General features: G+C 41.0%; 25 protein-coding genes. 3 read left to right on the top strand and 22 right to left on the bottom strand.

The window, feature by feature from the left end:
* Window positions 1–102: 102 nt before the first annotated feature.
* The 20 genes from CBM15_RS08255 to CBM15_RS08160 all read right to left on the bottom strand — a co-directional run bounded on the left by CBM15_RS08255 (window position 103) and on the right by CBM15_RS08160 (window position 19898).
* Window positions 103–948 (bottom strand): aspartate/glutamate racemase family protein, encoded by an 846-nt coding sequence (locus tag CBM15_RS08255; RefSeq protein WP_087617081.1) that lies wholly within the window; start codon window positions 946–948, stop codon window positions 103–105.
* Window positions 945–2324, bottom strand: a complete 1380-nt coding sequence (locus CBM15_RS08250; protein ID WP_087617080.1) for an FAD-dependent oxidoreductase — start codon at window positions 2322–2324, stop codon at window positions 945–947. Before CBM15_RS08250 ends, CBM15_RS08255 begins: the two co-directional genes overlap by 4 nt.
* Before the next feature lie 5 nt (window positions 2325–2329).
* Window positions 2330–2776, bottom strand: a complete 447-nt coding sequence (locus CBM15_RS08245; protein WP_087617079.1) for a GlcG/HbpS family heme-binding protein — start codon at window positions 2774–2776, stop codon at window positions 2330–2332.
* A gap of 21 nt (window positions 2777–2797) precedes the next feature.
* Window positions 2798–3532, bottom strand: a complete 735-nt coding sequence (locus tag CBM15_RS08240) for an SDR family NAD(P)-dependent oxidoreductase (protein ID WP_087617078.1) — start codon at window positions 3530–3532, stop codon at window positions 2798–2800.
* 10 nt (window positions 3533–3542) lie between these two features.
* Window positions 3543–4961 (bottom strand): FAD-dependent oxidoreductase, encoded by a 1419-nt coding sequence (locus tag CBM15_RS08235; protein ID WP_087617077.1) that lies wholly within the window; start codon window positions 4959–4961, stop codon window positions 3543–3545.
* A gap of 22 nt (window positions 4962–4983) precedes the next feature.
* Window positions 4984–5847: an isocitrate lyase/PEP mutase family protein gene (locus CBM15_RS08230; RefSeq protein WP_087617076.1), complete on the bottom strand. Its 864-nt coding sequence runs from the start codon at window positions 5845–5847 to the stop codon at window positions 4984–4986.
* A gap of 14 nt (window positions 5848–5861) precedes the next feature.
* Window positions 5862–6647 carry an FAD synthetase family protein gene (locus CBM15_RS08225; RefSeq protein ID WP_087617074.1) on the bottom strand — a complete coding sequence of 262 codons (786 nt, stop codon included), beginning with the start codon at window positions 6645–6647 and terminating at the stop codon, window positions 5862–5864.
* Between the two features lie 56 nt (window positions 6648–6703).
* On the bottom strand, window positions 6704–7654 hold the full coding sequence (locus tag CBM15_RS08220; RefSeq protein WP_087617072.1) for a VOC family protein: 951 nt from the start codon (window positions 7652–7654) through the stop codon (window positions 6704–6706).
* A 132-nt stretch (window positions 7655–7786) separates the two neighbouring features.
* A complete protein-coding gene (locus CBM15_RS08215) occupies window positions 7787–8737 on the bottom strand; it encodes an SMP-30/gluconolactonase/LRE family protein (protein ID WP_087617069.1) in 951 nt (316 codons plus the stop codon).
* A gap of 133 nt (window positions 8738–8870) precedes the next feature.
* The gene (gene dmpG, locus CBM15_RS08210) at window positions 8871–9866 is read right to left on the bottom strand and encodes a 4-hydroxy-2-oxovalerate aldolase (protein WP_008407967.1); all 996 of its coding nucleotides are present in this window, start codon (window positions 9864–9866) and stop codon (window positions 8871–8873) included.
* On the bottom strand, window positions 9863–10750 hold the full coding sequence (locus CBM15_RS08205; protein ID WP_087617067.1) for an acetaldehyde dehydrogenase (acetylating): 888 nt from the start codon (window positions 10748–10750) through the stop codon (window positions 9863–9865). Before CBM15_RS08205 ends, dmpG begins: the two co-directional genes overlap by 4 nt.
* A gap of 17 nt (window positions 10751–10767) precedes the next feature.
* On the bottom strand, window positions 10768–11538 hold the full coding sequence (locus tag CBM15_RS08200; protein WP_087617065.1) for a 2-keto-4-pentenoate hydratase: 771 nt from the start codon (window positions 11536–11538) through the stop codon (window positions 10768–10770).
* Window positions 11539–11552: 14 nt separating this feature from the next.
* Window positions 11553–12029, bottom strand: a complete 477-nt coding sequence (locus CBM15_RS08195; protein WP_179946262.1) for a flavin reductase family protein — start codon at window positions 12027–12029, stop codon at window positions 11553–11555.
* 70 nt (window positions 12030–12099) lie between these two features.
* Window positions 12100–13053 (bottom strand): VOC family protein, encoded by a 954-nt coding sequence (locus CBM15_RS08190; protein WP_008407963.1) that lies wholly within the window; start codon window positions 13051–13053, stop codon window positions 12100–12102.
* A 32-nt stretch (window positions 13054–13085) separates the two neighbouring features.
* On the bottom strand, window positions 13086–14294 hold the full coding sequence (locus CBM15_RS08185) for an acyl-CoA dehydrogenase family protein (protein WP_087617063.1): 1209 nt from the start codon (window positions 14292–14294) through the stop codon (window positions 13086–13088).
* A 20-nt stretch (window positions 14295–14314) separates the two neighbouring features.
* A complete protein-coding gene (locus CBM15_RS08180) occupies window positions 14315–15172 on the bottom strand; it encodes an alpha/beta fold hydrolase (RefSeq protein ID WP_087617061.1) in 858 nt (285 codons plus the stop codon).
* Between the two features lie 13 nt (window positions 15173–15185).
* The gene (tcuA, locus tag CBM15_RS08175; RefSeq protein ID WP_087617059.1) at window positions 15186–16670 is read right to left on the bottom strand and encodes an FAD-dependent tricarballylate dehydrogenase TcuA; all 1485 of its coding nucleotides are present in this window, start codon (window positions 16668–16670) and stop codon (window positions 15186–15188) included.
* Window positions 16671–16738: 68 nt separating this feature from the next.
* Entirely contained in the window at window positions 16739–17593 is an 855-nt protein-coding gene (locus CBM15_RS08170; protein WP_087617057.1) for an alpha/beta fold hydrolase, read from the bottom strand.
* A gap of 11 nt (window positions 17594–17604) precedes the next feature.
* Window positions 17605–18597 carry a VOC family protein gene (locus tag CBM15_RS08165; RefSeq protein ID WP_087617054.1) on the bottom strand — a complete coding sequence of 331 codons (993 nt, stop codon included), beginning with the start codon at window positions 18595–18597 and terminating at the stop codon, window positions 17605–17607.
* Between the two features lie 101 nt (window positions 18598–18698).
* Window positions 18699–19898, bottom strand: a complete 1200-nt coding sequence (locus CBM15_RS08160) for an acyl-CoA dehydrogenase family protein (protein ID WP_193433772.1) — start codon at window positions 19896–19898, stop codon at window positions 18699–18701.
* Window positions 19899–20348: 450 nt separating this feature from the next.
* Here CBM15_RS08160 and CBM15_RS08155 point away from each other — a divergent pair, with 450 nt between their 5' ends.
* Together CBM15_RS08155 and CBM15_RS08150 are read left to right on the top strand one after the other, a co-directional pair.
* Window positions 20349–22175, top strand: coding sequence for a helix-turn-helix domain-containing protein (locus tag CBM15_RS08155; protein ID WP_087617050.1), 1827 nt, complete (start codon window positions 20349–20351; stop codon window positions 22173–22175).
* A gap of 273 nt (window positions 22176–22448) precedes the next feature.
* Window positions 22449–23657 carry an MFS transporter gene (locus CBM15_RS08150; RefSeq protein WP_087617049.1) on the top strand — a complete coding sequence of 403 codons (1209 nt, stop codon included), beginning with the start codon at window positions 22449–22451 and terminating at the stop codon, window positions 23655–23657.
* Window positions 23658–23736: 79 nt separating this feature from the next.
* On the opposite strand, the gene CBM15_RS08145 is transcribed toward CBM15_RS08150, so the two are convergent.
* Entirely contained in the window at window positions 23737–24555 is an 819-nt protein-coding gene (locus CBM15_RS08145; RefSeq protein WP_087617046.1) for an SDR family NAD(P)-dependent oxidoreductase, read from the bottom strand.
* Between the two features lie 15 nt (window positions 24556–24570).
* Complete coding sequence (locus CBM15_RS08140; RefSeq protein WP_087617044.1) at window positions 24571–25302, bottom strand: SDR family NAD(P)-dependent oxidoreductase; 732 nt, start codon at window positions 25300–25302, stop codon at window positions 24571–24573.
* 105 nt (window positions 25303–25407) lie between these two features.
* Here CBM15_RS08140 and CBM15_RS08135 point away from each other — a divergent pair, with 105 nt between their 5' ends.
* The gene (locus tag CBM15_RS08135; protein ID WP_087617041.1) at window positions 25408–25965 is read left to right on the top strand and encodes a TetR/AcrR family transcriptional regulator; all 558 of its coding nucleotides are present in this window, start codon (window positions 25408–25410) and stop codon (window positions 25963–25965) included.
* Window positions 25966–26010: the final 45 nt, after the last annotated feature.

The raw sequence follows: 26010 nt of genomic DNA, 5'->3' as shown, positions 1-26010 counted from the left end.
GTTTTTTCTTTCTCCCTCACACAAAAAGAAATCAATCCTTATAGCAATTGATTTCTCCGGTTTTCAATAATTTAATTAAATACTTTTGAGAAATAAAAGAAATTATACAGATGCCGTAGCGCGGACAGATAGGCCGAAATCCATATCAGCTGCTGCTTGTTTCAAATTATAATAGTCTCTTAACTTTTCAACAATTTCCGTTGGGGGTTTTTCGTTGTAATAGCCTACACGTGTCACCGTCATACCGCTTATCTTCTGCAGATCAACAAGCGATTCACACGTTTTAATTCCTGTACCAAAAGAATCGATAATCGGGACATTGCCGACATGGTGAATATGATGGGTTGCCAGGAAAATATTCATCGGCCCTTCACCAGGAATAATAACATCCGCACCTTGCGCAATTGCAGTTTCAGCAGCTGCAATAAATTTATCGATAATTGGCTGGGGATTTTTATAGCCTTCCATAATATCGTAGAAGCCGATGTCCGCCTGTACGATCGGTCCAAGCTTTTGTGATAACCCGTATTGCTGTGCATTGAAGCGCAGCTGATCGGCTAACGGTGCCAGGAAGTTAACAATCCCTATTTTCGATCCAAGCATTGATGCCATATGCATCGACGATTGACCGTAACCGATCACCGGGATATCAACAAGCGCACGTGCCTCGATTAAGCCAACGTCCGGAATCGTACCAATAAACACTGCATCATAACCCGCCTTTTCCGCGATTAATGCATTGCGGATAAACTGCTCCTTATGCAGGCTTTGTAAATAGTTGTACGTAATATAGTGACCGGGATAATTTTCCGGGTACGTATCATTCGTCATACCGTGAAGGACGACATCTACATCCGGACGCGCAATTTTTAAAATATGCTGAATGACCGCATCGCGATATTCCTGAATATCTTCAATTGATGTTAAGCTTTGGTGCCAAATTTTCATTTAAGTACCTCCTGCTTTTTGGCTTGTATTGCTGTTCTTGCAGCTATACGGCCGAAAATTGCGGCTTTTCCTAAAGAACTGCCCGTCATATAACCCGCTCCGTGGAAACCTCCGACCATTTCGCCGGCTGCATATAAACCTTGGATTGGTTCATCGAATGGATTGAGCACATGCGTATGTTCATCAACTTGGACACCTGCATACGTAGCAAGCATCGCTGTTGCAGTTTCCATTATATAAAACGGAGCTGTTTCGATTGCCGTTGGTGTACCGAATTTATGTGTGAGCGATGTACGGCCAAATGCTGTATCCTGCCCCTTTTTCACATCGGAATTATACGTGGAAATCGTTTGCTGCAGCGCGTCTATCGGTAGACCTGCTTTCTCTGCTAACTGTTCAATTGTGTCAAAGCTTTCAATTAAACCTTCTTTGTAAAGTAAATCAAAATCATAAAGTGCATCATTTTCGACACCTTTGTCCATGACCGTCTGATCCCATACTTGAAAGGTCCGGCAATTTGGTTGTTGTAGTGCTGCATCACCAAGCAGCTTATACGAAATGGATTCATTCACGAAGCGCTTACCGAGCTCGTTCACAATGATGCCGCCTTTATAAAACGTATGGGCCTGACGTTTCTTATCATTTGTCGATGTTGGGTGGAAGCCGTATGTGCCCTTCAAATAAGTAAAATCTTCGAGCCATGCACCTGCCGAAGCCGCAAGTTTTATCCCGTCGCCTTTATTACCCGCCCCACCGAGACGAACAGTATTCGCTAACTGCGGAGCAAATTGTGCCAGCAGCTCTTCACTTTGAGAAAAACCGCCCGCTGTTAACATGACACCATAATCCGTAGTAAGTTCGATCTGTTCACCGTTCTCTTCGTATACAACACCAACTACTTGCTCATTATTTTTTACTAAACGTACAACGGGTGCATTGGTTTTAATTATTGCGCCATTTGCTTCAGCATTTGCACGTAATTGGCCAATTGCCTGGCTAGGAATGATCGTATGTCCGCGCGGGTTGGAATGTCCGCTTACAGCTTGGCATGTTTGGAATTGGACACCCTGTTCGACAAGCCAGTTGTATGTAGCAAGCTGATGTTTACCGTATGCTTCAATGAGTGTACGTTTGTTTTTATATTGACCTACAGCTAGGAAATCTTCCATTAAGCTTTCTGTCGTATCTTCAATACCGAGCTTCTTCTGAAAATCCGTCTCGGCGAAGGCCATAAAACAGCCGCTTAATAAGGAACTGCCGCCAATTTCAGCTTGTTTTTCCAGGACAATGACCTTTGCGCCAGCAGCAGAAGCCTCCACTGCTGCACAAAGTCCTGCCATACCCGCACCAACAATTATAAGATGGTCACGGCTCATCCGCACTACGCCTCCTTAACTGTTTCGGCCAATAGTTCAAGAGCGGCTTCACAGACTTGCATATCATGTGTATAGTGACCGCCGCTTACACCGATTCCTCCGATGCATTCACCATTTAATTGAATCGGATAACCCCCTCCGAAAATAACGAGACGATTTGTATGAACAAGACCTTCCATTAGTGGTGGATCATCTTTTAGTCGGTCGTACCATTCATGTGTAGCACGATTATATGCTGCTGCCGAGAATGCTTTATTTTGTGCGATTTCCAGCGCTAATACCGGCGCACCGTCCATAGCTGAAAATGCTTTTAAATTTCCGGCTTTGTCCACGATAGAAATTGCGAACTTCATGCCTAGCTCTTTCCCTTTTATCTCTGCTTTCTCTAACATTTTCTTCGCTAAATCTAAAGTCACTGTGTTTTGCTGGAATGAATACGTTAATTCTGTCATTTTAATATCCCCTTTTAATTGTTATTTAGCTAATCCAACTGGTGCACCGAATCCGAATGCCTCTACTGAAGTGGCAGTAATCGCGCGGCTCTTCGGCAGTACAAGATCCACGATGACATTGGCAATATCAATGGCATCCAACCAGCCGTCTTTATTCAAGTTTGCTCCAAGTTCATTGGTCATCTGTGTATCAACCGGGCCTGGGCAAACGGCATTTACTCGTATACCGTATGGCTTTAACTCTTCACCCAATGCTTTTGAAAAACCGATTACCGCATGTTTGGACGAGATGTAGGCACTACGGTTCGGACCACCTTTCGTCCCCCATATTGAAGAAATATTGATGATCGCACCTGTACGTCTTTCAATCATCGAAGGAACCGCTTCATAGCAGAAGTAATAAGGGCCATGTACATTAATATCGTGCATTTTAATCCATTCTTCGGGCGTTGTTTCCGTAAATGGCTTCAATGCCATCGCCCCAGCATTATTGATCAATATATCGATTGGTCCAAGCTCCTTTGCGACAACTGCTACAGCTTCCTGGACTTGTGCATAATCCGAAACATCGCATTTAATTCCGATGGACGGGACATTATATTTTGTTTCAATCAGCTGCTGCACTTCTGCACATTCTTGTTCATTGCGCGCACAAACAGCAACTTTCGCACCTTTTGAAGCTAGTAATAAGGCAGATTCTTTACCGATTCCCCGACCGCCGCCTGTCACAAGCGCTACTTTACCTAGTAATTCCATATAAACCTCCCTATTGATACGACTTTTCTCTTTCCCCGATATACCGCACTGCATCATGCCCTGCTCGGCGACCGAATACTAAACAACGCAGTACCGATGTACCACCCGGGTATTTGCCGTAATATACACCAGAAGTTTCCCCTACAGCATATAAACCAGGAATCGCTACTTCATCACCCGTTAGGACACGGCCGTTTAAATCTGTAGCTAACCCGCCATTCGTAAATACGTTGCAGCAAATAATCGGATATGCAATAAACGGACCTTCGTTAATCGGAATGGACCAATTCGATTTATTTAATGCCAAGCCAGTTGTTGCAAGGCCATCGACACGGTTGTAGATAAATTCACCTGTCGGGCAAGCTGCATTAAATTCATCGATTGTGTGCTTTAAGTTTTCTGCATTCACACCAATTTGATTTGCAATATCTTCAATTGTTTCTCCGACGATTGCCGGGATATCGGTTTGCAGCGCCTCTTCATAATTCGGAATGTTATACATTTTTTGGTCGGTAATCATGTAAGCAATATGGTCTTCACATTCGTAAAAAATTTTGCGTGCTACTTCTTCATACTGTTCATCAATTGTTGTAACCCCTTCATCCGTAAAGCGTTTTCCTTGCTTATTCACGAGGATGGCATACGGGAACAGCATGACGCCCGCTTCTTCGCGTTTACTGCGCGGGTCTACTGTTTCTGCATGGAAAGCATCAAACTGCCCTTTTCCGGCAGCACCGATATTTAATGCCATGCGGATTGCCTCGCCTTTATTAAACAGGCCACCTTCAGATACCGGCGGAATTTTATGTGCATGGCGGCCGATATACTGTGCCATCATTTCCTTGTTTCCTTGGAAACCGCCTGCACCTAAAATGACCGCAGTTGTTTTCAGTACGATTGATGTTCCGTCAGCCATACGTACTTTAATGCCATTGATCGCACCTTCATCATCGAGCGTTAAATCCCAAGCAGTTGTTTCATAAATGATTTCCACACCTAAAGCACGTGCGCGTAAAGTGAGTGCATCAATAATCGCGCGTCCTCCGCCAATCGGTAACAGGCGGGGTCTTGATGCTGTTAAAAACATCGTAGGTAGGTAGTCAAAATCAACACCTTTTGACTCTACCCAGCGCAATGTTTCTCCCGCCTCATCACGTAATGTTTCGGCATAGGTACGATCCATGAATGAATCTGAAAATGAGACCATATCCTCAACAAGACCATCTGCCGGCTTATCGATATTTTCCATACGCATATAAGCAGCCGTCCAGCGTGTATTACCACCGCGCTGTTCAAAAGGTGCACGCTCTAAAATGGCAATCGTTAAATTTTCATTTTGTTCCTTCGCTCGTTCAGCTGCAGCTAATGCAGATGCTGTTCCTGCTGCACCGCAACCAACAATGACTAAATCATAGTCCACTCCACTCATATCCACACCATCTTTCTGAATATTAAGAATATTGTTTTTCCAGTTGTTGAATTTCTTTTAATTTAAACAATTCTTGGCGTTGTTCCCATGTGCAAATGACATCATGAATGTTTTCCTGACTTTCATCCCGCATTAAAATTTGCATTGCATCGGTAGCACCTTTAATCGCACCACGTAAAGCCGAGTTGGCACACAGCATAATCTGGAAGCCTAAATTTTGTGCTTCCTGACGTGATACTAAAGGCGTTTTACCACCTTCTACAAGATTAATAATATGCGGGATACCAGGTACCTCTTTTGTAATACGGGACAATTGCTCATACGTAGTTGGCGCTTCCACAAAAATTGCATGTGCACCTGCCTCTTTATAAGCATTTGCTCGTTCAATTGCTTCATCGAAACCAAGGACACCTAACGCATCCGTACGCGCAATGATCGCTAGCTGATCATCTGTACGTGCGTCAAGAGCAGCTTTAATTTTGCCGACCATTTCATCCTTTGATATTACTTCTTTCCCGTTGAAATGACCGCATTTTTTCGGCATGACCTGGTCTTCAATCTGCAATGCAGCTGCACCAGCTTTTTCCAGTACCTTTACTGTTCGCTGCATATTGATGGCGTTGCCGAAGCCTGTATCGGCATCAACGACAATCGGAACCGTTGTCACTTCACTCATCCAGGAAACAACCTGGGCGATTTCCGTTAAAGTCGTCAGTCCGACATCCGCCCAGCCAAGCTGCGCATTTGAAATGCCGGCTCCTGTTGCATAAATGGCCTTAAACCCGGTTTCTTCGATAATGCGGGCCGTCATTGCATCAAAGGCGCCCGGTAATATAAATGTGTCTTTACTTGCTAATAACTGTTGAAACATCTCTGTTTTTTTCAAGTTTAACCAGCCTCTCAACTAATTTCTTGGTATTTTTGGGTTGCGCGTTGATGAAAGTAAATCGAACAATCATCAATATTTAAATCATGGTAAAAAATAATGTCCTCGGTATTCTTCACATACACTTTTTGCGAGATAGCGCGCTTGCCGGCTAAAATCGTGACGTAGTATTCTCCGCATTGAGGAAGTGTATAGTAATCATGCAGACCGTTTTTCACCGAGTACTGGACGCTGTACGGCTTTCCTAATAACGCTGTTACTTCTTCGACATAGCCCCGTTTCAATTTTTCCCGAATGCATGTCGAGCTCACCTTTTTACCTGAAATGGAAAAACGCTTCACAATGTCGACTATAATTTTGCAGTCGCTGTCAGAGTGAATCGTAGTAGTCGTACCGGCTCCTTTAGCTCCGTACGTATAGTCAAAACCTGCTACAGCATACTGCACTTGAAGCCCCACTAAATATTGCTGTACAAATTGCTTCGGCTGAAGAGCAGCAAACGATTTCGTAAAATCCACAATATAGAACAGATCGACACCTAAGGACTGAAAGCGTTCGGCCTTTTTCTCCATCGGCATTAAATAGTCCACTTCTTCATTTGAAAAGACCGTTTTCGGATGGGGGAAAAAACTCATCACAGCCAATTTCAAGCCATTTTTCCGGGCTTTTTTTCGGGCTGCTAAAATCACTTCCTGATGGCCTTTATGCACACCATCAAAAAATCCTAATGCCATTACTGCCGGTTCGCTATTTTGCTGGACAATCGGTAGATTATTTTCATTTACGATAATTATTTTCATGCTCCTTCACAACCTCTCTATGATGGCGTAATTTAGTGGTTTATGCACTTTAGACCTTACCTTGCTTCAATCGTAATATTGTTTAATTCTTTATCCTGCACACTGTCGCCCCAATATGTATTGCTTAAGGCCCGTTCTTCCAATGTCCACTCAACCGGTTCCCAATCTGGTTCGAAAATCAGGTAACCCCCCGAAAATAATTCCACACGGCAACCACTTCCCGGATCCATTACATATAAGTAGATCGCCTGAGATACACCGTGTTTACCTGGACCGATAAATGGCAGATTATTTTCTTTTAAAATATCTGCAGCACGTAAAATATCCTGTGTATCATCCAGCCAGTAAGAAATATGATGGAGTCGGGCTGGTGTTGGAAGCGTTTCCTTTTTTATCATCGCCACATCATGCACAAGTGGTGTCACACTCATCCAGCCGGCCAATATACCGTCATCGCCACGTACATATTCACGCATATTGAAACCGAGCACTTCCATTAAAAACTCATAGGATTCATCTACATCTGTCGTCGTATGAATGTTTACATGATCAAATCGACGAGGCGAAATCCCTTTATTCCATGATTTATATACTTGGTTTTTTAGAATCGAAGCTTTATCTGATGCAGCCTTAGATTTTTCAACCTCATAATAAAGTTCAAATGTATGTCCGCTTGGTAATTGAAAACGGATCGAATCACCGATGCCCGGTGTTGTGCCTTTTGGATATTCCTGAACAGCTATCCCTTGCTCGTCTAAAAGTTCTTTGAATCCTAGAACACAGTCAGCTGTTTTTGTACGCCAGCCAATATGCTTTACGTGAGCATTTTCACCGGCTTCAATGCTCAATGTATGGTGCTGGAAATCACTGTAAGCACGTAGATAGTGAACACCGTCAATTTCCGTTGTTTCTTCCAAACCAATAATCTCTTTAAAGAAAACTAATGACTTTTCCATATCTGTTGACACTAAAGCAACATGGCCTAATTTAGCGATTTCTGGTGCCACTGTAATTCCCCCTCAAAATGATGTATATGAATAACTTCTTATTGTTTTCAATGTTACAAAATGTACTTTTTGATATCTAGGAAACTTTTATTCAGAAAAATCTAACTTTTAGTAAAAAATTACTGAATTTTACTAATCGTTTCCGCTGCTAGCCAACATAAACTCGTAAGGTAATACACCTGTCGTTTTTAACGGAAACTGCAGTAAATAGCCTGCTAGCGGCTCTTCTTTTATACGCGCTTCCGGCAAAGATTCATAAGCTGTTGTTACATATAAGTTGTCCAAATTTTTCCCGCCGATTGTGCAGGAAGTGACATGGGAGACGGGTATGATAAATTCTTCTTTGATCTGCTGGTCCTGTGGATTGATACATACCACACGGGTTTGTTCCTTACTTGTTTTTGCCATAAGACCGCTTTTAAATAACGTTACATATAAATTACCTTCACTATCGATCGTCATACCGGCCGGATACCCTTCGACCATTTTGAACGTGTAAACAACTTTTTCAAAAAGCAGCTGTCCCCTTTCTGTTAATTCATATTGAAAGATTGCATGCTTCGACGAATCAATGTGATAAAATTTATTTGTTTTGCGATCCCATTCCAAACCATTTGATATCGCTACTTTCGATAGATGCGTCTGAATTTCGCCTTCTGCATCAACGGAAATTAATTTCGCATTTTCGAATGGATAGTTAGAAAATGCAGTTTGCGGTGTTTCTTTAAACTTTTTAAAAAAACCGTCTGAAGAGCCCACCCATAGTCGTCCATCTGGTCCACATTTAGAATCATTTAAAAAATGTAATTCAGACAGATCTGGCGGCAAAACAAACGGTTTTTTCAGGCCTAATTTAAAATTGATTAAATAGAGGCCGTCTTTATAAACTCCAATAAACTGACCTTCTGCTGTCGGGATGATTGATTGAATCCAGCCCATTGCATCATACACATCTTCTTTTTCCGTTTCCGGGTTGAAAGTTATAATTTTTTTATTCGCAATATCGAGCCAAATCACACCGTATGCCTGATGCCAGATTGGGCCATCTGCAAATTTCGCGCGGTATTTCCCACAAATCTTCATGCACTCACCTTCTTTATCTATAAAAGTATTTAAAAATAGTTGATGAATAAAAAGCTACCTCATTTATATTAAGGTAGCATTCAACATTATCGGTTTATTTCATTTATCATCGTAATATCAACAGAGCTTTTCATTACTTACGCAAACTCTGTGCCACTTCGTAAATTAAATCTTCTTGTCCGCCGACTGTTTTACGGCGGCCAAGCTCAACTAAAATATCGCGCTCATCTACACCGAATTGCTTGGAAGCTTTTTCTGTATGTAGCAAGAAGCTTGAATACACGCCTGCATATCCCATAATTAGGCTCGAACCTGATATTTCCTGAGGACGAGGTAAAATTGGTGCGACGATGTCATTTGCGACATCGATAATATTATATAAATCAACACCTGTTTGAATGCCCATCCGCTGCAATACAGCAACCAACACTTCGGTTTGCGTATTGCCGCTGCCTGCCCCCAGTGCACGCAATGATCCGTCAATATAAGTAGCGCCCGCTTCAATTGCTGCCAAAGAATTGGCCATCGCCAGTGACATATTATTATGTGCGTGGAAGCCGATTTCACAGCCGATGTTTTCTTTCAGTGCCCGAATACGTTCCGTGACCTGGTCTGGTAAAAGGTAACCTGCTGAATCCGTCACATACACGATTTCGGCGCCGTAGCTTTCAAATAATTTTGCCTGCTCGACAATGACACTTGTCGGCGCCATATGTGCCATCATTAAAAACCCGGCAGTTTTCAGTCCCAATTCACGGCTATAGGCAATATGCTGTGCTGAAATATCCGCTTCTGTCACATGTGTTGCAACACGTGCCATTTTTGCGCCTGCATTCACGGCATTTTTTAAATCATCCTTAATCCCGATGCCGGGAATAAGTAAGACAGCTACTTTTGAATCGGTACATTCATTGGCAGCTGCTTCGATTAACTTCAGTTCGTCTACAGCAGATAGACCGTACTGCAAGCTCGATCCTCCTAAGCCATCACCATGTGCGACTTCAAAATATTCTACACCTGCCTGATTTAATCCTCTGGCAATGTCACGTACTTGTTGCTCGGAATATTGATGCTTCATGGAGTGACTGCCGTCTCGTAACGATACATCTAAAATATGAATGTCTCTCATCGCACAACCGCTCCTTGCGCTATTAGATTTTTGGCTAATTCATTTGCTACACGTGCAGCAGCTGCCGTCATAATGTCCAAATTTCCCGAATAAGGCGGGAAGAAATCGCCAATCCCTTCGACTTCTAATAGAACTGATACTTTATTGCCTTCAAAAATTGGTTCACCGCATAAACGATAGCCCGGGACGTATGTTTTTACTTCCTCAATCATCTCTTTTATAGAAGCGCGGATTTCTTCTTCTTTCCCAGTCTCGGCTACGAGCGCATGGACGGTATCACGCATCATAATTGGTGGTTCTGCAGGATTTAAAATGATAATCGCTTTCCCTTTTTTCGCACCGCCGACTACTTCGATTGCATTTGCCGTTGTCCGTGTAAATTCATCGATATTTGCGCGTGTTCCCGGGCCCGCACTTTTACTTGCGACCGTTGCGACGATTTCGGCATAGTCAACAGGCACAACACGGGAAATTGCTGCCACAACCGGAATCGTTGCCTGACCGCCGCACGTTACCATGTTGACATTGTCTTTTTCAAAGTGCTCACTCAAATTTACTGGCGGAACAGTGAATGGTCCTATTGCTGCCGGCGTTAAATCAATCATCTTTTTACCTGCAGCTTTAATTACCTCGTAGTTTTCTCTGTGAGCATAGGCACTCGTCGCATCAAAAACGATATCAACTAGATCTAACTGTGATTTAAATCCTTCAATACCATTTTCGATTGCTATATAGCCACGTTCACGTGCACGTGCCAAACCTTCTGATTGCGGATCAATACCAACCATAACCGCCATTTCCAGTGCATCACAACGCTCAATTTTATACATTAAATCCGTACCGATATTCCCTGAACCGATGATGCCTACTTTTAATTTCGTCAATTTGCTCACCTCAATCCTTAATCTGTAAATCGTACTTTTAGCTGTCCATACTTACCGAAATCAATTTCAAACTCGTCATTCACTTCGAAAAATACTGCTGCTGTAATTGCGCCTGCTAAAATGAATTGACCTGCTTTCAGTGAGATATCATATTCACTTAACATATTGGCAAGCCAGGCAATTGCTTTCGCCGGGTTCCCCATTACTGCGCTGCTCACACCTTGATCGACCACTTCACCATTTTTCTTCACGACTATCGGAATGTTCGCGAGCTCTTCAAAAGATGGTAAATCAGATGGTGTGCCAATAATTGCCCCGGCAGACGAACCATTATCTGCTACCGTATCTTCAAATTTAAATTTCCAGTCCATAATGCGACTATCGATGATTTCAATTGCTGGTGCAATCGCTTTTGTTGCTTGTAATACTTGTTCAACAGTCACATTCGGCCCTTTTAAATCTTCCTTTAACAAAAAAGCAATTTCGAACTCTACTTTCGGTTGAATAAATTGTGATTTCGAAATAGTACTGTTATTTTCATATACCATCGTGCTCAAAATATGGCCAAAATCAGGTGTATCTACATTAAACATTTTTTGCATGACTTCACTCGTTAATCCAACCTTCATGCCTACCAATTCAGCTTCCTTCAATTTCTCCTTAATTTGCAACAGCTGAATATGATAAGCGTCGTCAACTGAAATATCAGTTGACGACGTGAAAGGTTCAATTGGCTGTTTCGAACGTTCAGCAGTTAATAAGGCACTTGCAGCTTGTTGAATATCCAATTTGAATCCCCCTGTTATACAGTAATTGTTTCTAATGAACGGTATTTGCCCGCGTAGAATAATAATGGCTCTTTCGAATCATCCAGCTTAATATCCCGTACTTTGCCGATGAATAATGTGTGGTCACCTTCGACATACTCCGATACAACATCACAGCTGATCTGTGCGATGGCCCCTTGTAAAACCGGTACCCCTGCCAATCGCTCAAAAGTTACCTCTACTACTTCATCTTTCTTTTGACCGGCAAAAACCATTGAATAATCTTGTTGATCTTCAGCTAAAATATTTACACCAAAAATGCCGCTCTCTTTAATTTTTGGCAGGCAGCGTGCCTTTTCTCCGATTGAAATTACAACCAGTTTCGGCTCTAAAGAAACAGACATGAATGCATTCGCTGTCATACCATGCTCTTGTTTATCGTGCTCTGTTGTAATGACGGTAACACCTGTCGCAAACTTACCCATCGCATTTCTAAATAAACGATCATCCATCATAATGAAGCCCCCTCTTTGCAGATCATATTTTCACTTCGTAAACTATCCGCTTTGCTGCGAAACATTGTTACGCTTTAATTGTCGGGTTATTTTCTGGGTTATTGTCCATTTGATCGCCCCAATAAGTGAAACCTAAGCTCATCTCATCTAATGTCCAACGAATTGGCTCCCAATCCGGCTCGAAAATCAAGTAGCCATTTGTGAAGATTTCCAGACGTACGCCACTACCAGGGTCAATTGCATAAATGTACATCGCCTGTGAAATACCGTGTTTTCCTGGTCCTTTAAACTCAATACCGTTTTCTTTTAAAATATCCGCTGCACGCAGTAAATCCTGAGCATTATCCAACCAGTATGAAATATGGTGTACTTCGTGTGTAGAAGCGGAATGCGGGTCAAAGCTGAATGCAATGTCGTGTACGAGTGGTGTTACACTTAACCATGCGCCTAAATAGCTGCCGTCCGGTGCTTCCACATATTCACGTAAGTTAAAGCCTAAGTGTTGTATCATAAAATCTGAAAATTCATTTGCAGGTATAGAGCTTAATAGATTCACATGGTCAATACGACGCGGTGATACGCCTCTATTCCATGATTTATGCGTCTGATTTTTTAATACGGAACGTGTTTCCGGTGCAGCCAATGTTTTCTCCATATCAAAGTAAATTTCGAAAGTATGTTTACTCGGCAGCTGGAAGCGGAAAGCTTTTCCTTGGCCTCTTTCCGTGCCTTCCTCTACCCAGTTGATTTCGATTCCTTCTTTTTGCAGATTTTCAGCAAAAGCATCTACATCTTCAGGTCGTTTTGTACGCCATGCAATATGATCAAGGCGAGATTCTTCACCGGCACGAAGTGTTAATGTATGATGCTCGAAATCACCCCATGCACGTAAATAGTGAACACCGTCTGCTTCTTCTGTTTCTTCAAGACCGATAACTTCTTTAAAAAACCAAAGTGATTTTTCTAAATCTGTACTTACTAAACCAAAGTGGCCAAGTTTTGAAATTTCCGGATTTGTCATAGTGCATTCCCCTTTTTTGATTATTTATTTATCTATGCAAAATATGTGTTTGGCTCTAGATCCACCATTAAACGTCCATGTGTTTCAAGCAAGCTTGACGGTGTAATGAATGCGTGTAAGTGCATCGTAATAAAGTCGCGGTAAAATGCTTGGAATACGTTGTTATTGTAAGCAAATACCGAACCTGATCCCGCCAGCATCAAATCATAGGCTTCCTTACATAATTGGTTGGCATAGCCGTACTGTGCCTTAATGCGAATACTTACTTTTTGCGTGAATTCCTTGCCGCTCGTTGAGTAATCGTCCAAAATTTTAATCGCATTTTCGAATAACGATCTTGCGCACTCCAACTTCAGATCGATTTCCGCTATTTGTAAATGTGTCAGCGGGGCATCTGACATTTTGTTGTAGAATGTATTGCCGATACCCGCTTTATTCACTCGTTCCATATGGACATCAAATCCGCCAAGAGCTGTGCCTAATACCGGTGCTGCAATTGATAATGTCAGTGACGGTACGAATGGTGTGCGGTATAACGGATTGTCTTTTAATTCATCAATCATATAATGACGCTGCTGAGCTAAGCGGTCTAATGAAATGCGGTGATCCGGGACAAACACTTCCTTAATGACGATACTGTTACTGCCTGATCCTTTTAATCCGACTACATCCCAGTCATCCAAAACTGTTACATCTTCACGAGGCACGATTAAAATAGCCATTTCAATTCCGCCATTGCCATCGTCAACCGGTGCGCCACAGTAGAACCAGTCAGCATACGGAGCACCTGATACGAAAGGCCACTGTGCGTCTTTAATGAAGTAACCGCCATCAACTTTTTCAATATCGATACGGATCGGTTTGAAGTTACCTGCTAAAATCACATCATTATCGCGGTTTGGTCCAAAAATCTCTGCTAGCGCTTTTTCGCCGTATACATAGGAAATCATGTAATCGCGAATATTGCTTAACGCTGTGAACCATCCGGCAGACGGATTTCCGCGGCTGATTTCAGTTACGACATCAAAGTAATTTTGCATGCTTGTTTCATGTCCACCGAAAATTTTTGGTCGTAAAACCTTCAATAATCCTTTTTCACGCATTTCCTGAATGATTTCATTTGGAATTTGGCTGTTTCTATCAATTTCCAATGTTGCTTCACGTAATTTCGGAATGAGCTGGCGAGCGTTCTCAACAAGCATTTCGCTTACAGACAATGTACTTACTACTGTTTCTCCCATGATATAGCCCCCTATTATGATTAAGAATGTACTTCTTTTTTATCCTTTGTGAAATAGTGCTTTGTCGCGTGTAAAAATTCTTCACGCTGTTCGATCATTGCCCAGTGACCGCATCTTTTTAAGATGTGCAGCTCTGCATTTGGTAAGTGTTCCAGCGCATAAAGGCTGCTTTGTACTGGCACGAAACGGTCGTGGTAACCATGGATTAATAAAAATTCATTTTGCATACGCTCTAGTGCCGTTTGCGGAATTTGGAATTCTATCATTGTTGAACGTGTAAAGTTTTCACGGTAAGAACGCTGAATTTCCGGGCGTTGGAATGCTTCCCAACGTGCCTCTACTACTTGATCCACAAAGTCCTGCATACGTTCCAAGTCATAGACGAACCAGCTCAGTAAGTTTCGCAAGTTTTCTTTTGTCGGGTCTAAATGGAAGTTTGCCAGTTTTGATAGCTCCGGTGTTGGCTGTGACAATGAAACACCCGCACCCATTAGCACAATTTTATTGAAGCGCTCTGGAGCAGCCATATTTAAATATGTTGCTACTACGCCTCCTAATGAGTTTCCGATCAGATTTGCTTTTTCAATGTTCAGCGCATCCATTACGTCGAGTACTTGCTTCACGCGTACCGACATCCATTGCACACCGTTTTCCGGATATTCCTCCGGATGGTCCGTGTTGCCGAAACCGAATAGATCAAGGGCGACTACATGGAAATCTTCCGCATAATCATCGATGACAAATTGCCAGTTCGCTTTACCATTTGCTCCAGGGCCAGATCCGTGAATTAAAATAACCGCATCTTTATTTCCGATACCGCCCTCCATAATGAATGTTTCGTAATCGCCTGTTTTTACTTTGCGCTCTATAATTGTCATAAAACTTCCTCCCTTAAATCGTAATTTTTCTTCGGCTATATTTTGCGGCCTGTTCACCTGCAATGCGGCCAAATACCGCGCCGGAAGTTAAACCCGCACCACCCGGATAATTGTCGTAATACAAACCACCGACAATTTCACCTGCTGCATACAAACCATCTATTATTGTGAAATCATTATGAATGACTTCCGCTTTTTTCGAGATTTTCAAACCGCCGTACGTAAATGTGATACCGCACCCGATGGCATACGCTTCAAACGGACCTTCTTCAATCGGGTTTGCCCAATTGGACTTCGGTACGTCCAAACCAATTGTTGCTTTGCAGTCCAATATATTAGGGTTGAATACCGCATCACGGTTGACAGCTGCATTAAATGCATGAACTTCCTGCAGGAAACGATTTTTATTGATGCCGTCCATTTTTTCGGCTAATTGTTCCAGAGTAGGTGCGGACACTTTCGATACGTGACGCCCTTCGTATTCTTCGCGCAGGAAAGATTTTGTTTTGGCATCGAAAATTTGCCATGCACATTGCCCCGGCTGCTTTAATATTTCACGTCCAAGTTTGGCGTACGTATAATTTCGAAAATCAGAGCCTTCATCTATAAAGCGTTTGCCGTCATTATTAACGAGAATACCGAATGGATAGCTTAATTTTTGGAAGCCTTCCTTATAGTCCGGTAAATAACGGTCGCCTCCAACTGCGTGTGCACCAGACCAGTTTCCTGTTGTACGGGCACCAAGCTGCATCGCCATTCGTAATCCGTCTCCCACGTTAAATTTACAACCGCGCGTATGAACCGTATCCCAGCCAGGCCCTAAATATTTCGTACGCATTTCCACATTTGCATGGAAGCCGCCGCTTGCCAGCACGATCGCCTGGCAGTCAATTTGACGCTCTTCACCTGCGTGACGGACGATAATCCCTTTTACTTTACGCTGCTCCGTTACTAAATCAACAGCAGCTGTGTTGTAATGGATAGTAATCCCTAAACGATTGGCTTCATTATGTAATGCATCAACTAAGCCTTTTCCGCCGCCGACTGCTTCAATGACCATGTTGCCCCAAAATTTGAATTTTCCGTCTATTTTATATGCTTGGCGACCATAGATCGGGATGAATTTAATATTGTGATCGAGTAACCACTGCATCGTTTCAAAACTCTTGTCGGTCATAATCGATGTTAAATCGTAATCTGTACGAAAGTTTGACATCGTACAGACGTCGTCAAAAAACTGTTCACTTGGATAGCTGCCGAAATCCGTCATCGCAAATTCTTCATCCGTCATATCCGGAAGCAATTGCCGAACCTCTTCTCCATCTTTAAAAGCAAAGCGAATAGATCCGTGCGTATAAGTCGTATTTCCTCCCTTTTCTTCTTCAGAGGAAATTTCCAGTACCGTTACTTTTGCGCCATGTTCCGCTGCCGAAATGGCCGCGCATAACGCGGCGTTTCCGGCACCTACTATGACGATATCTGCTTGTTCATTTAACATTTTCAAATCACTTCCACTTCATTTTGTAAGCGCTTTATTTTCATTCAGCGGAAAACACTTAGAAGGAATTAAATTTTACGGTTAAAGAATTGTTGAATTAAATAATTGAATGATTCTTTTTTCTCAATTTGTGTCCAGTGACCGCATTGAGGAAATACATGCAATTGTGCGTTTGGAATATGTTCTGCTAAATAATAGCTTGATTCGATTGAGCATACTTTATCGTTTTGACCATGGATTAATAAAATCTGATGGTTGATGCGGTTTAACGCTACGACTGGAATCGGTACAGCTGCTGTCGAGAAAATCGAGTTATTTGAGCGCTTTACTTCTTCTCGCATCGCATTGGCATAGCGTGCATCTGTTAGACCGTCAATAACCGGTTGCATCGCATCCTTGTCGTAAACGAACCAGCCCATAATTTGCTGTAGACGTTTTTTAGAAGGATTGTCATAGAACGATTTTGCGCGTGCCAACTCTAAACTTAGTTTCGTATTAGGTGTGCCGCCTGGACCCATTAATACAACGCGGTCAAACCGTTCAGGATATTCAAGCAACAGTTCTAGCGCAATGGAACAGCCTAACGAGTTCCCTACTACATGGGCTTTTTCGATTTCATAGTAATCTAGCAGCTCAATTAATTGCTCTACCCAGCAATCCATCCACAATTGGCGGTTTTTAAGCGGTTCATCCGGATGATCACTATCCGCAAAGCCGTATAGGTCAGGTGCTAAACAGTGGAAGTCATTCCCACAGTCATTTAATGCATAACTCCAGTTGGCGATTGACGTTACACCAGGACCTGAACCGTGTAAAAATAAGATCGTTTCATTTGTCTTTGAACCTGCTTCATGGACAAATGATGTATATTTACCTGTTTTCACGTGACCTGATTTAATTTTCACTTCATTTGCTACTGTCATTTTCCATCCTCCTATACTTCTAATGCTGGAACTGCTTTTGTCTCTTTAATCCCTGTGGCATCAATTGTTGGCTGGATAAGCGGATTACCTGTAATGCTGTCCCCCCAATAAGTGTTTCCAAATGCACGTTCTTCGGGACGCCATACGATTGTTTCCCAGTCCGGCTCGAAAATTAAATAACCGCCAGTAAACAGTTCCACTCTGCAACCACTTCCAGGATCGATTACATATAAGTAAATTGCTTGTGAAATGCTATGTTTTCCAGGTCCTATAATTTGCAGTCCGTGCTCTTTGCAAATATCTGCAGCTCGCAGTAAATCACCGGAGTTGTCTTGCCAGTAAGAAATGTGGTGGAATCGCGCTGTTGTTTCAAGTTTTTCATGCGATACTAAAGCGACATCATGTACTAAAGGTGTTACACTCATCCATCCGGCTAAAATATCCCCTTCTTCTGTTTCAATGCATTCATTGATCCGGAAGCCTAGTTCTTCCGTAAAGAATTTATAAGTGGCACTTGAATCCGCATCCGTATGAAGATTGACATGGTCCAGACGGCGAGGAGATGCGCCTTTGTTGTATGATTTATACGTTTGGTTTTTCAGGACAGAGCGACGGCTTTCTTCCACAACCGGTTTTTCAATATCATAATAAAGCTCCAACCGGTGTCCTGATGGTGCCGTAAAACGGATTGCTTCACCGATACCTGGTGTTGCCCAGGCAGCGATATAATCAATTTCATAACCTTTGCCGCCTAATTGATCCGCGAATAATGCCACATCCTCTTTGCGCTTTGTACGAAAACCGATATGAGTTACTCGACCTGCTTCACCTGGCGCAATGGAAAGCGTATGGTGCTGGAAGTCCCCCCACGCCCGTAAGTAATACGTATCTCCAATCTGTTCTGTTAGCTCAAGGCCGATAACATCTTGGAAGAAATGCAATGATGCTTCCACGTTCGAAGACTGTAACGCTACATACCCTAATTTTGCTATTGCTGGTTTCATTCTCTTAGCCCCCTTACTTAAAAGTAACTGTACTTTACTTCACCACTACTAAACTACGAGAAAGTTTTTTTGTTTTTTCTAAAAATTTAGTAAATTTTTACTTAATAACGAATCTGATTTGGCTGTAAACCTGCTAATTGTCTACCATAGTTTTCTCTCGTAATAACCGGAGACAATGAACGGTGGGAATTTAATGTTAAGAAATCACGAATGAGACGCTGCATCGGGCTTGCATCATATACAAATCCGGATCCGCTCGCTCTTAAAAGTACTTGAACCGCATCGTTTAACATTTCATTTGCATAGCCAATATCCGCCAAAGCTTTCAGACGCAAATCTTTTGGCATAATCTCGCCCTTTGCTGCCCACTCATCAATCGATTTTGCTAAATTCATAAAGTAAAGTTCAGCAGTTTCTACTTTTAACTCGGCTGTTGCTAATAAATGATGTGTGCTCGCCGCATCTTTAATCATTTTCACACCCATATGCTGAGCGGTACGGTATGGCAATGATTGTTTAAAATTATCGAGCATCTCTTTTACAACACCCAGACCTGGTAAACCTAAAGATAAAATTAAACATGGGAATAGTGCAGAATTATATAACGGAATATCTCGTAAATGAAGTGATTGGAAATCTCCGTCTAAAATTTTCACAAATGACGTAACACGGTGTTCCGGTACGAAGACGTTTTTCATTCTCACAGCATTACTGCCCGTTCCACGAAGACCTAGTGTGTGCCAGTCATCTTCAATTTCCAGTACATCAAACGGCACTGTCATTAACAGCTGCTCTAAAATGTTGTCGTTCTCATCTTTTGTGTACATGCCAAAGTAACCCCACGTCGCATGCAGTGAACCAGAACAGAACATCCAGTGACCTTCCTCTACAAGGTAACCGCCTTCCACTTTACGGACCGTACAAGATCTTGGTTCGTAAACACCCGCAAATAATACATCTTGCGGATTGTCAGAGAAAATTTCCAAGTGGGCCTTTTCATTGAATGACTCCGCCACCATAATATCGCGAATCGCACATAGAGAAGCAATCCATCCAGTTGAAGCACATGCTTTCGATAGTTCAATAATGACCTGGCTGTAAGTTTCGACATTTGCTTGCAAACCGCCGTATCGTTCCGGACGTAAAATATACATTAAGCCAGAATCTTTCAATTCCTGCATTGTCGCTTCTGGTATTCTTCTAATCTCCTCTGTTTCCTTTACACGTTTACGAACATTCGCTGCAATCTCCTGCATTTTATTCATTACTTCAATTTGTCTTTCTGTAAGCGCTGTCGTCATCATTTCAACTCCTTATATTTGTTAAATCCAATATTACGGTTTTAAATTTCGAATAATATGGTGAATATCTATGGAATTTACAATCAAATATAAGTAAAAATTAACGAATCTTGATCAGACAGCAAACGTCCACTCGTATAAAAAATACGGTTTTTATGGATTGTTCAAATCTTTTTGTTTCATCTTTATGGAAAACGATTTTCCAATTAAAATAAACGTTTTTTCTGTGTAAAGCCGCTTTCCGACATAATAATTTCATTTAGTTATATTACAAAAAGCAGGAATAACAGACCAAATTTAAGTTTTTTATAGAAAATAATATTAAGTTAAAAATAGTAATTTCTTTACTAATTTTTAATAAATATTAAAAAGTATCTTCTCATTTCTATGTAAAGTATGGTATGTTTCATTTTAAAATAGATAATATTCCGAATATTCAGGAGGTTGAAAATGGCTGGCTCATCTTATGTAGATAAAGCGTTGTATACTACTACTAATACATTTGGAATTTTAAGGAAAGAACTGATTGAAAGCTTAGGCCTGGAATACGCAAAATTTTTTTTACAGCGTTACGGCTGGAATATCGGTATTACTCATGCTAAAGAAGTTGATTATTTACCACTCACATTAACCGAAAAATTAAATAGTGCTGTCGGATACCACCTTGCATCCGGGCAAATTACAGATCTTCTTTCAGAAAGAGTTTTACATTTAAACCCTGATGATACGGTGAAGTATATGTACGCTAAAGGAATTTGGGTAAATTCTTATGAAGTTGAAGAACACCTGAAACATTTCAGTCAAAGTGATTCCTGTATTTGCCATACACTGGCCGGTTATTCAAGTGGCTATACCTCTTATTTAACGAAAAAAGAAGTATATATTGTAGAAATGACGTGCCGTGCCAAGGGCGATGAACATTGTGCATTTGAAATGCGCATGCTGGAGCACTGGGATCCCGAAACTCAAGCCGACTTAAAGAAAATTAGTCAGACACGTATGATAGATGACTTGAACAAAACATATATGGAGCTTTTCGAAGAGAAGAAACATACAGAAAAAGTATCAACTTTCCATAACAACCTAACACTTGGTATTTCACAAGGAATGCACATCGACCAGATTTTAGAAACAATTTACAATACGCTGAACATACCTGCTATCGTACAGGACTTAAGCTTTAATACACATCACTCGATTGGGATGACACAGGAACAGCTGGAATTTATTAAAGAGGACTTTATTCAGCAAATGCCCCAAACAAAGTCAGGAAAAATTTTAATTCAGCCTATCGACCCTATGCAGCCAAGTCAGGTAGATTGTCCGAATCATACGCGGCTAATTAGTCCGATAATCGTACAGAAGCAAATTATTGGTTATATTTCCTTCATCTATTTTTCGAAGGATACGAATTATAAAGAAGAAATGCATTATTTACAACGCTCAGCCGTTTCCATCTCCCTCTGCTATTTAAATGAAAAATCGAGTCTGGAAGCGACTGAAAATATTAAAGCATACTTTTTTGAACAGTTACTGCAGCAGCAGTATACTTCGAAGAAAAGTATGATCAGCCGCAGTTACCTCCTACAAATTGATCTAAATGAAGATTTTTATATCGGCAATCTTGGCGTCTCCAAAAAGGGAATACCTGTTCATGAAGCTTCCACCATTTCTAAAATTATTCAGTCGGTCATCGTCTATTTGGAAATGCATCAAACATCGATTTTCATTACAGAATTCCAGGATGAAATTGTATTTCTGTTCCCTAAAAAGGATGATACCGAGGATATTTATCAAAATATATTGAAGCACTTACAGCGTAAATTCAGAAATTATGATTTCCGCATTGGTTTAAGCCGCGTAATTAATGATATTGATGACATTGCGGAAGCACATCGCCAGGCAATTTCGTCGTTAAATATCAATAAGCGGGATACAATCGTATATTTTGAAAATACGAATATACTTGGCTCATTAATTAACCATCAAAACAGCGATATTATTGTGAAATTGGCCCAACGTGAGCTGGATCCCATTTTGTCATTAAAACCAAATAAAAGAGACGAATTTTTGAAGACTTTATACACATTTTTAAATCATAACGGAAACCTTAATTTGACAATGGTTGACTTGAATTTATCGATGAGCGGGCTTGTTTACCGTATTCAAAAAATTGAGGAACTGCTTGACCGGAACCTGCGCAGCTCAAAAAATCTTTTTGAATTAATTCTTTTAATTGAGTCGTTAATCGTTCTAGGTGAAATTGAAATAGAATAACCGAATTTCACGTACAAAACAGCGGAATTTCCGTAGTTTTGTACTTTTTTTATTAATTGTTAATTTCATACGCCAAAAGCTGATTCAGCCAACATTATTTTTCCGGTATTTAACAATTTTTGTTTAATTAGAAAATACTTTTCCGTAAATTATTATCGTTCCTGTGAAAGGGCTTACATGATAATATCTGAATATTCAATCGATTGAGGGGGTATTTTGCACAACATGCTGTGTTTTTAAGTTCCAAATAAATAAAAAATTAGGGGGTATTTCATGTTTCCAACATCCAACAGAGGTTTTTTAAAGTTTTTAATTGTCCTGATTGCCTTCCAAGACGTAGCTGCCGGTGTAGCTGGATCGATTATGGCAGACCTTATTGTAGCCTTCCCGGAGTTCAGCCCTACTACTGTTATGTTAATTGCGACAATACCCGGGTTGCTTCAAATTTTCCCTTCCCTTTTCTATGGTAAGCTAGCGAATAAATTTTCAAAACGTTCATTATTAACGACCGGTTTAATCTTATTCATAATTGGCGGAATCATGCCATTCTTCTTAAGCAATCTATTCGCAATTATTGTTTTCCGTGGTATTTTAGGCCTTGGTGTTGGTATCACTTTACCTTTATCCATTGATATTATTACTGGTTTCTTTGATGGCCGTGAACGTGATTTCCTGATCGGATTCGGTACATCGACAATCGCATGTGTTGGTGCAATCTTCTTCCAAGTAGTTGGTGGTATGCTGGCAGACGCTTACGGTTGGAATTATGGATTCCTAGTGTACTTATTCCCTATTTGGATTTTAGCTATTACGTTCATGTTTTTACCGGAACCGAAAAAACAGGATGTACCAAATGCGTCAATTAAAGATGTTTTATTTAAAGCACCTAAAACAGTTTACGGCTTTACAATTGGACAGATCATTTTTTCAGCTTTTGTTTTCGGTTATGTAACAAATATCTCTATTATTGTTCAAACTGAAGGCTTAGGGAATGCAACGGAAGCCGGATTGGCAATTTCACTCTTTACAACAGGTACATTAATAACGGGCTTCATGTTTGGTAAACTGCGTTCGATGTTGCCTAATCTAATTGTTCCAATAGGTGTACTTTTTACGGCTACAGGTATTTTATGGTGTTCAACAGTGGACAGCTTAACAATGATTTTTGTAGCAAGTGTCCTTGGCGGCATGGGCTTGGGAATTGTGATTCCAGGTGTGTTGGCACGTGTTTCTGAGTTATCCAATTTAGCAAAAGGGATTTCTTACGTTGGGATTGCTGCAGCCGGTCAAGGTTTAGGCGGTATTGTGAGCCCTTATATGTTTGCAACTGTTCTAGGCATTTTTGGATTGGAAGGCGGAAGATCTACATTGCTTGTCGCTTCTATCGGTCTATTTGTTTTAGCAGTTGTTTGGGCGATTATAACAGTTAGAAAATCACCTGTAACAGTAAACGATACGGACGGTCAGACAGAAATCGCATAAAATTACTCAACATAAAAGGTTGTTCAATTAAGGAGGGCTCCTTATTGAACAACCTTTCTATCTATTTCACACAAAACTTTCAAGTAGCAAATTCTTTGTTGCCCGGTGAGTTTGTAAAGGTACCATTCATGGAAATTATGTTCCCTATGCCTCCCCCGACATTAATTTTTTGACCTGTTACAAAGTCGGATAAAGAAGAGGCCAAAAACAGTGCGACGCCGGCGATATCTTCCGGTTGCCCAATTCGACCAAGCGGTACTTCTTTTTTTGCAAGCTCGGTAATCATTGCCTCTCGCTCTTCACCCGGTGGCATCAATTTATCCCAAAATGGTGTTAAAATCGGGCCGGGTGCAATTGTATTTACATGGATATTCTTACTTGCCAATTCAAAGGCGAGGTTTTTTGTAATCGACTCAACTCCAGCTTTGGCAGCATGATAATGAAGTACTGGAACATATGGATTTAATGCACCAAGAGATGATAAATTAATGATTTTACCCGCTTTCTGCTCTTTCATATGAGGAAGTACTTCCATAATAACATTCATTGTTCCAGTTAAATTCAACTCAATCATTGCCTGCCATTCACTCATATCAATATTGCTGGACGAACCATTTGGCGACATTACACCTCCAGCACAGTTAACTAAAATATCAATACGGCCAAATTTGGCAATCGTTTTTTGTACTACTTGCTGAATTTGAACTGGCTTAGTGATATCAACTGGATTGAAATAATATGCATTCGATCCTAACATTTGCGCGGTCTTAATTCCTTGTTGCTCCTGATAATCAACGAGCACAACCGTTGCACCATGTTCAATAAAAAGCTGGGCAGTTGCTTTTCCCATACCGTTTGCTGCACCTGTTACTATTGCAACTTTCTGTTCAATTAACATGTTTCCTGCCTCCTTTTATATTCCACGGACTCCGCCATCCGCAACGATGGACGAACCCGTCATGTAAGATGAGTCATCAGATGCTAAAAAAACTATTATGTTTGCTTGCTCTTCAGGTGTTGAAAAACGCTGCATCGGAATTAGGCTGCGGATAAAATCACTGTTTGGGTTACCCGCTACCATTTCCGTATCTACAGCTCCTGGCAACAAACAATTGACTCGTATATTCTGTCCAGCAAATTCCTGGGCTACCCCTTTTGACATTTGTGTTACCCCTGCCTTAACAAAGCTGTACAGCGAATGGGTTGGAATCGTATTAATTGCTGCAAGTGAAGTCACATTAATAATACTACCGCCGTTTTTCATATGTGGAATGACTTCTTGCATCATACGAAAATATGCATAACCGTCTAACGTAATGAATTGTTGAAAATCATCTACCGTTAACTCTAAAAATGACTTTTCAATGATATTACCAGCATTATTCACTAAAATATCAATCTGACCAAAAGCTTGTAATGTTTCATTGACTAAATATTCATAACTTTCTTCATGCATCATATCTGCTTGTACAAAAATTGCCTGACCGCCATTTGCTTTAATCTCTTGTACAACTTGTTCACCTTTTTCACTACGACGGCCGGTTACCGTTACACGCGCACCTGCTTTTGCAAGTGCAAAGCTGGCATATTTTCCTATACCAGATGTACTTCCCGTTACGATGGCTACTTTGTTTTGTAATTTCATTTTGGTTACCCTCCCTCTTTAAAATATATATGGACGTAGGGACATGAAGGTAGAATCAAATTAATAGATTTGTAGAAAAATTATACATTTCAGGAGGAATTGTAGATGATTACATCTAAAAATCGTACGAAGCATTTATTATGTAGTGCTTTAATGACTTTACTAAATAACCAAAAGCGTTCATTTGAATCGATTACCATTAATGAAATCTGTGAACAGGCTATCATACACCGGACAACATTTTACACCCATTTCTCGGATAAATTTGCGCTGTTTCAATATTTATACCGCACTTTAACAAAGCAACGTATGAACTATTCGATTGTCGAACGTATTTACGAACCATTTCGTATCTCTGCTGAGCTAAAACAGGTGCATGCTTTACATATTGCCACCGAATTATCAAGAAAATCAAAAACGATGAAAGACTTCATTGAACCGTTAATGTATGAAGCGATTTCTCTAGATTTAAAGTCCATGCAATATACAACGAATCTCAACATCCCTGAACAATTACTTATTGAACATTTACGTGCCACTTTACTTACACTGGATCACTACTGGATACAGGAGGCAAATCATCTTCAGGCAATGGAGATTGACCACTATTATCAACAATTAATTAAGCCGATATTTAAAACAACGCACCATTCGCATTCCTAGGATGCCGCGTGAAACTTTCATTAATTTTTACTGATTTTCTATCGC

It is taken from the genome of Solibacillus kalamii (assembly GCF_002174535.1).
Classification (GTDB): domain Bacteria; phylum Bacillota; class Bacilli; order Bacillales_A; family Planococcaceae; genus Solibacillus; species Solibacillus silvestris.
This window is presented reverse-complemented; position numbering and strand designations above follow the sequence as displayed.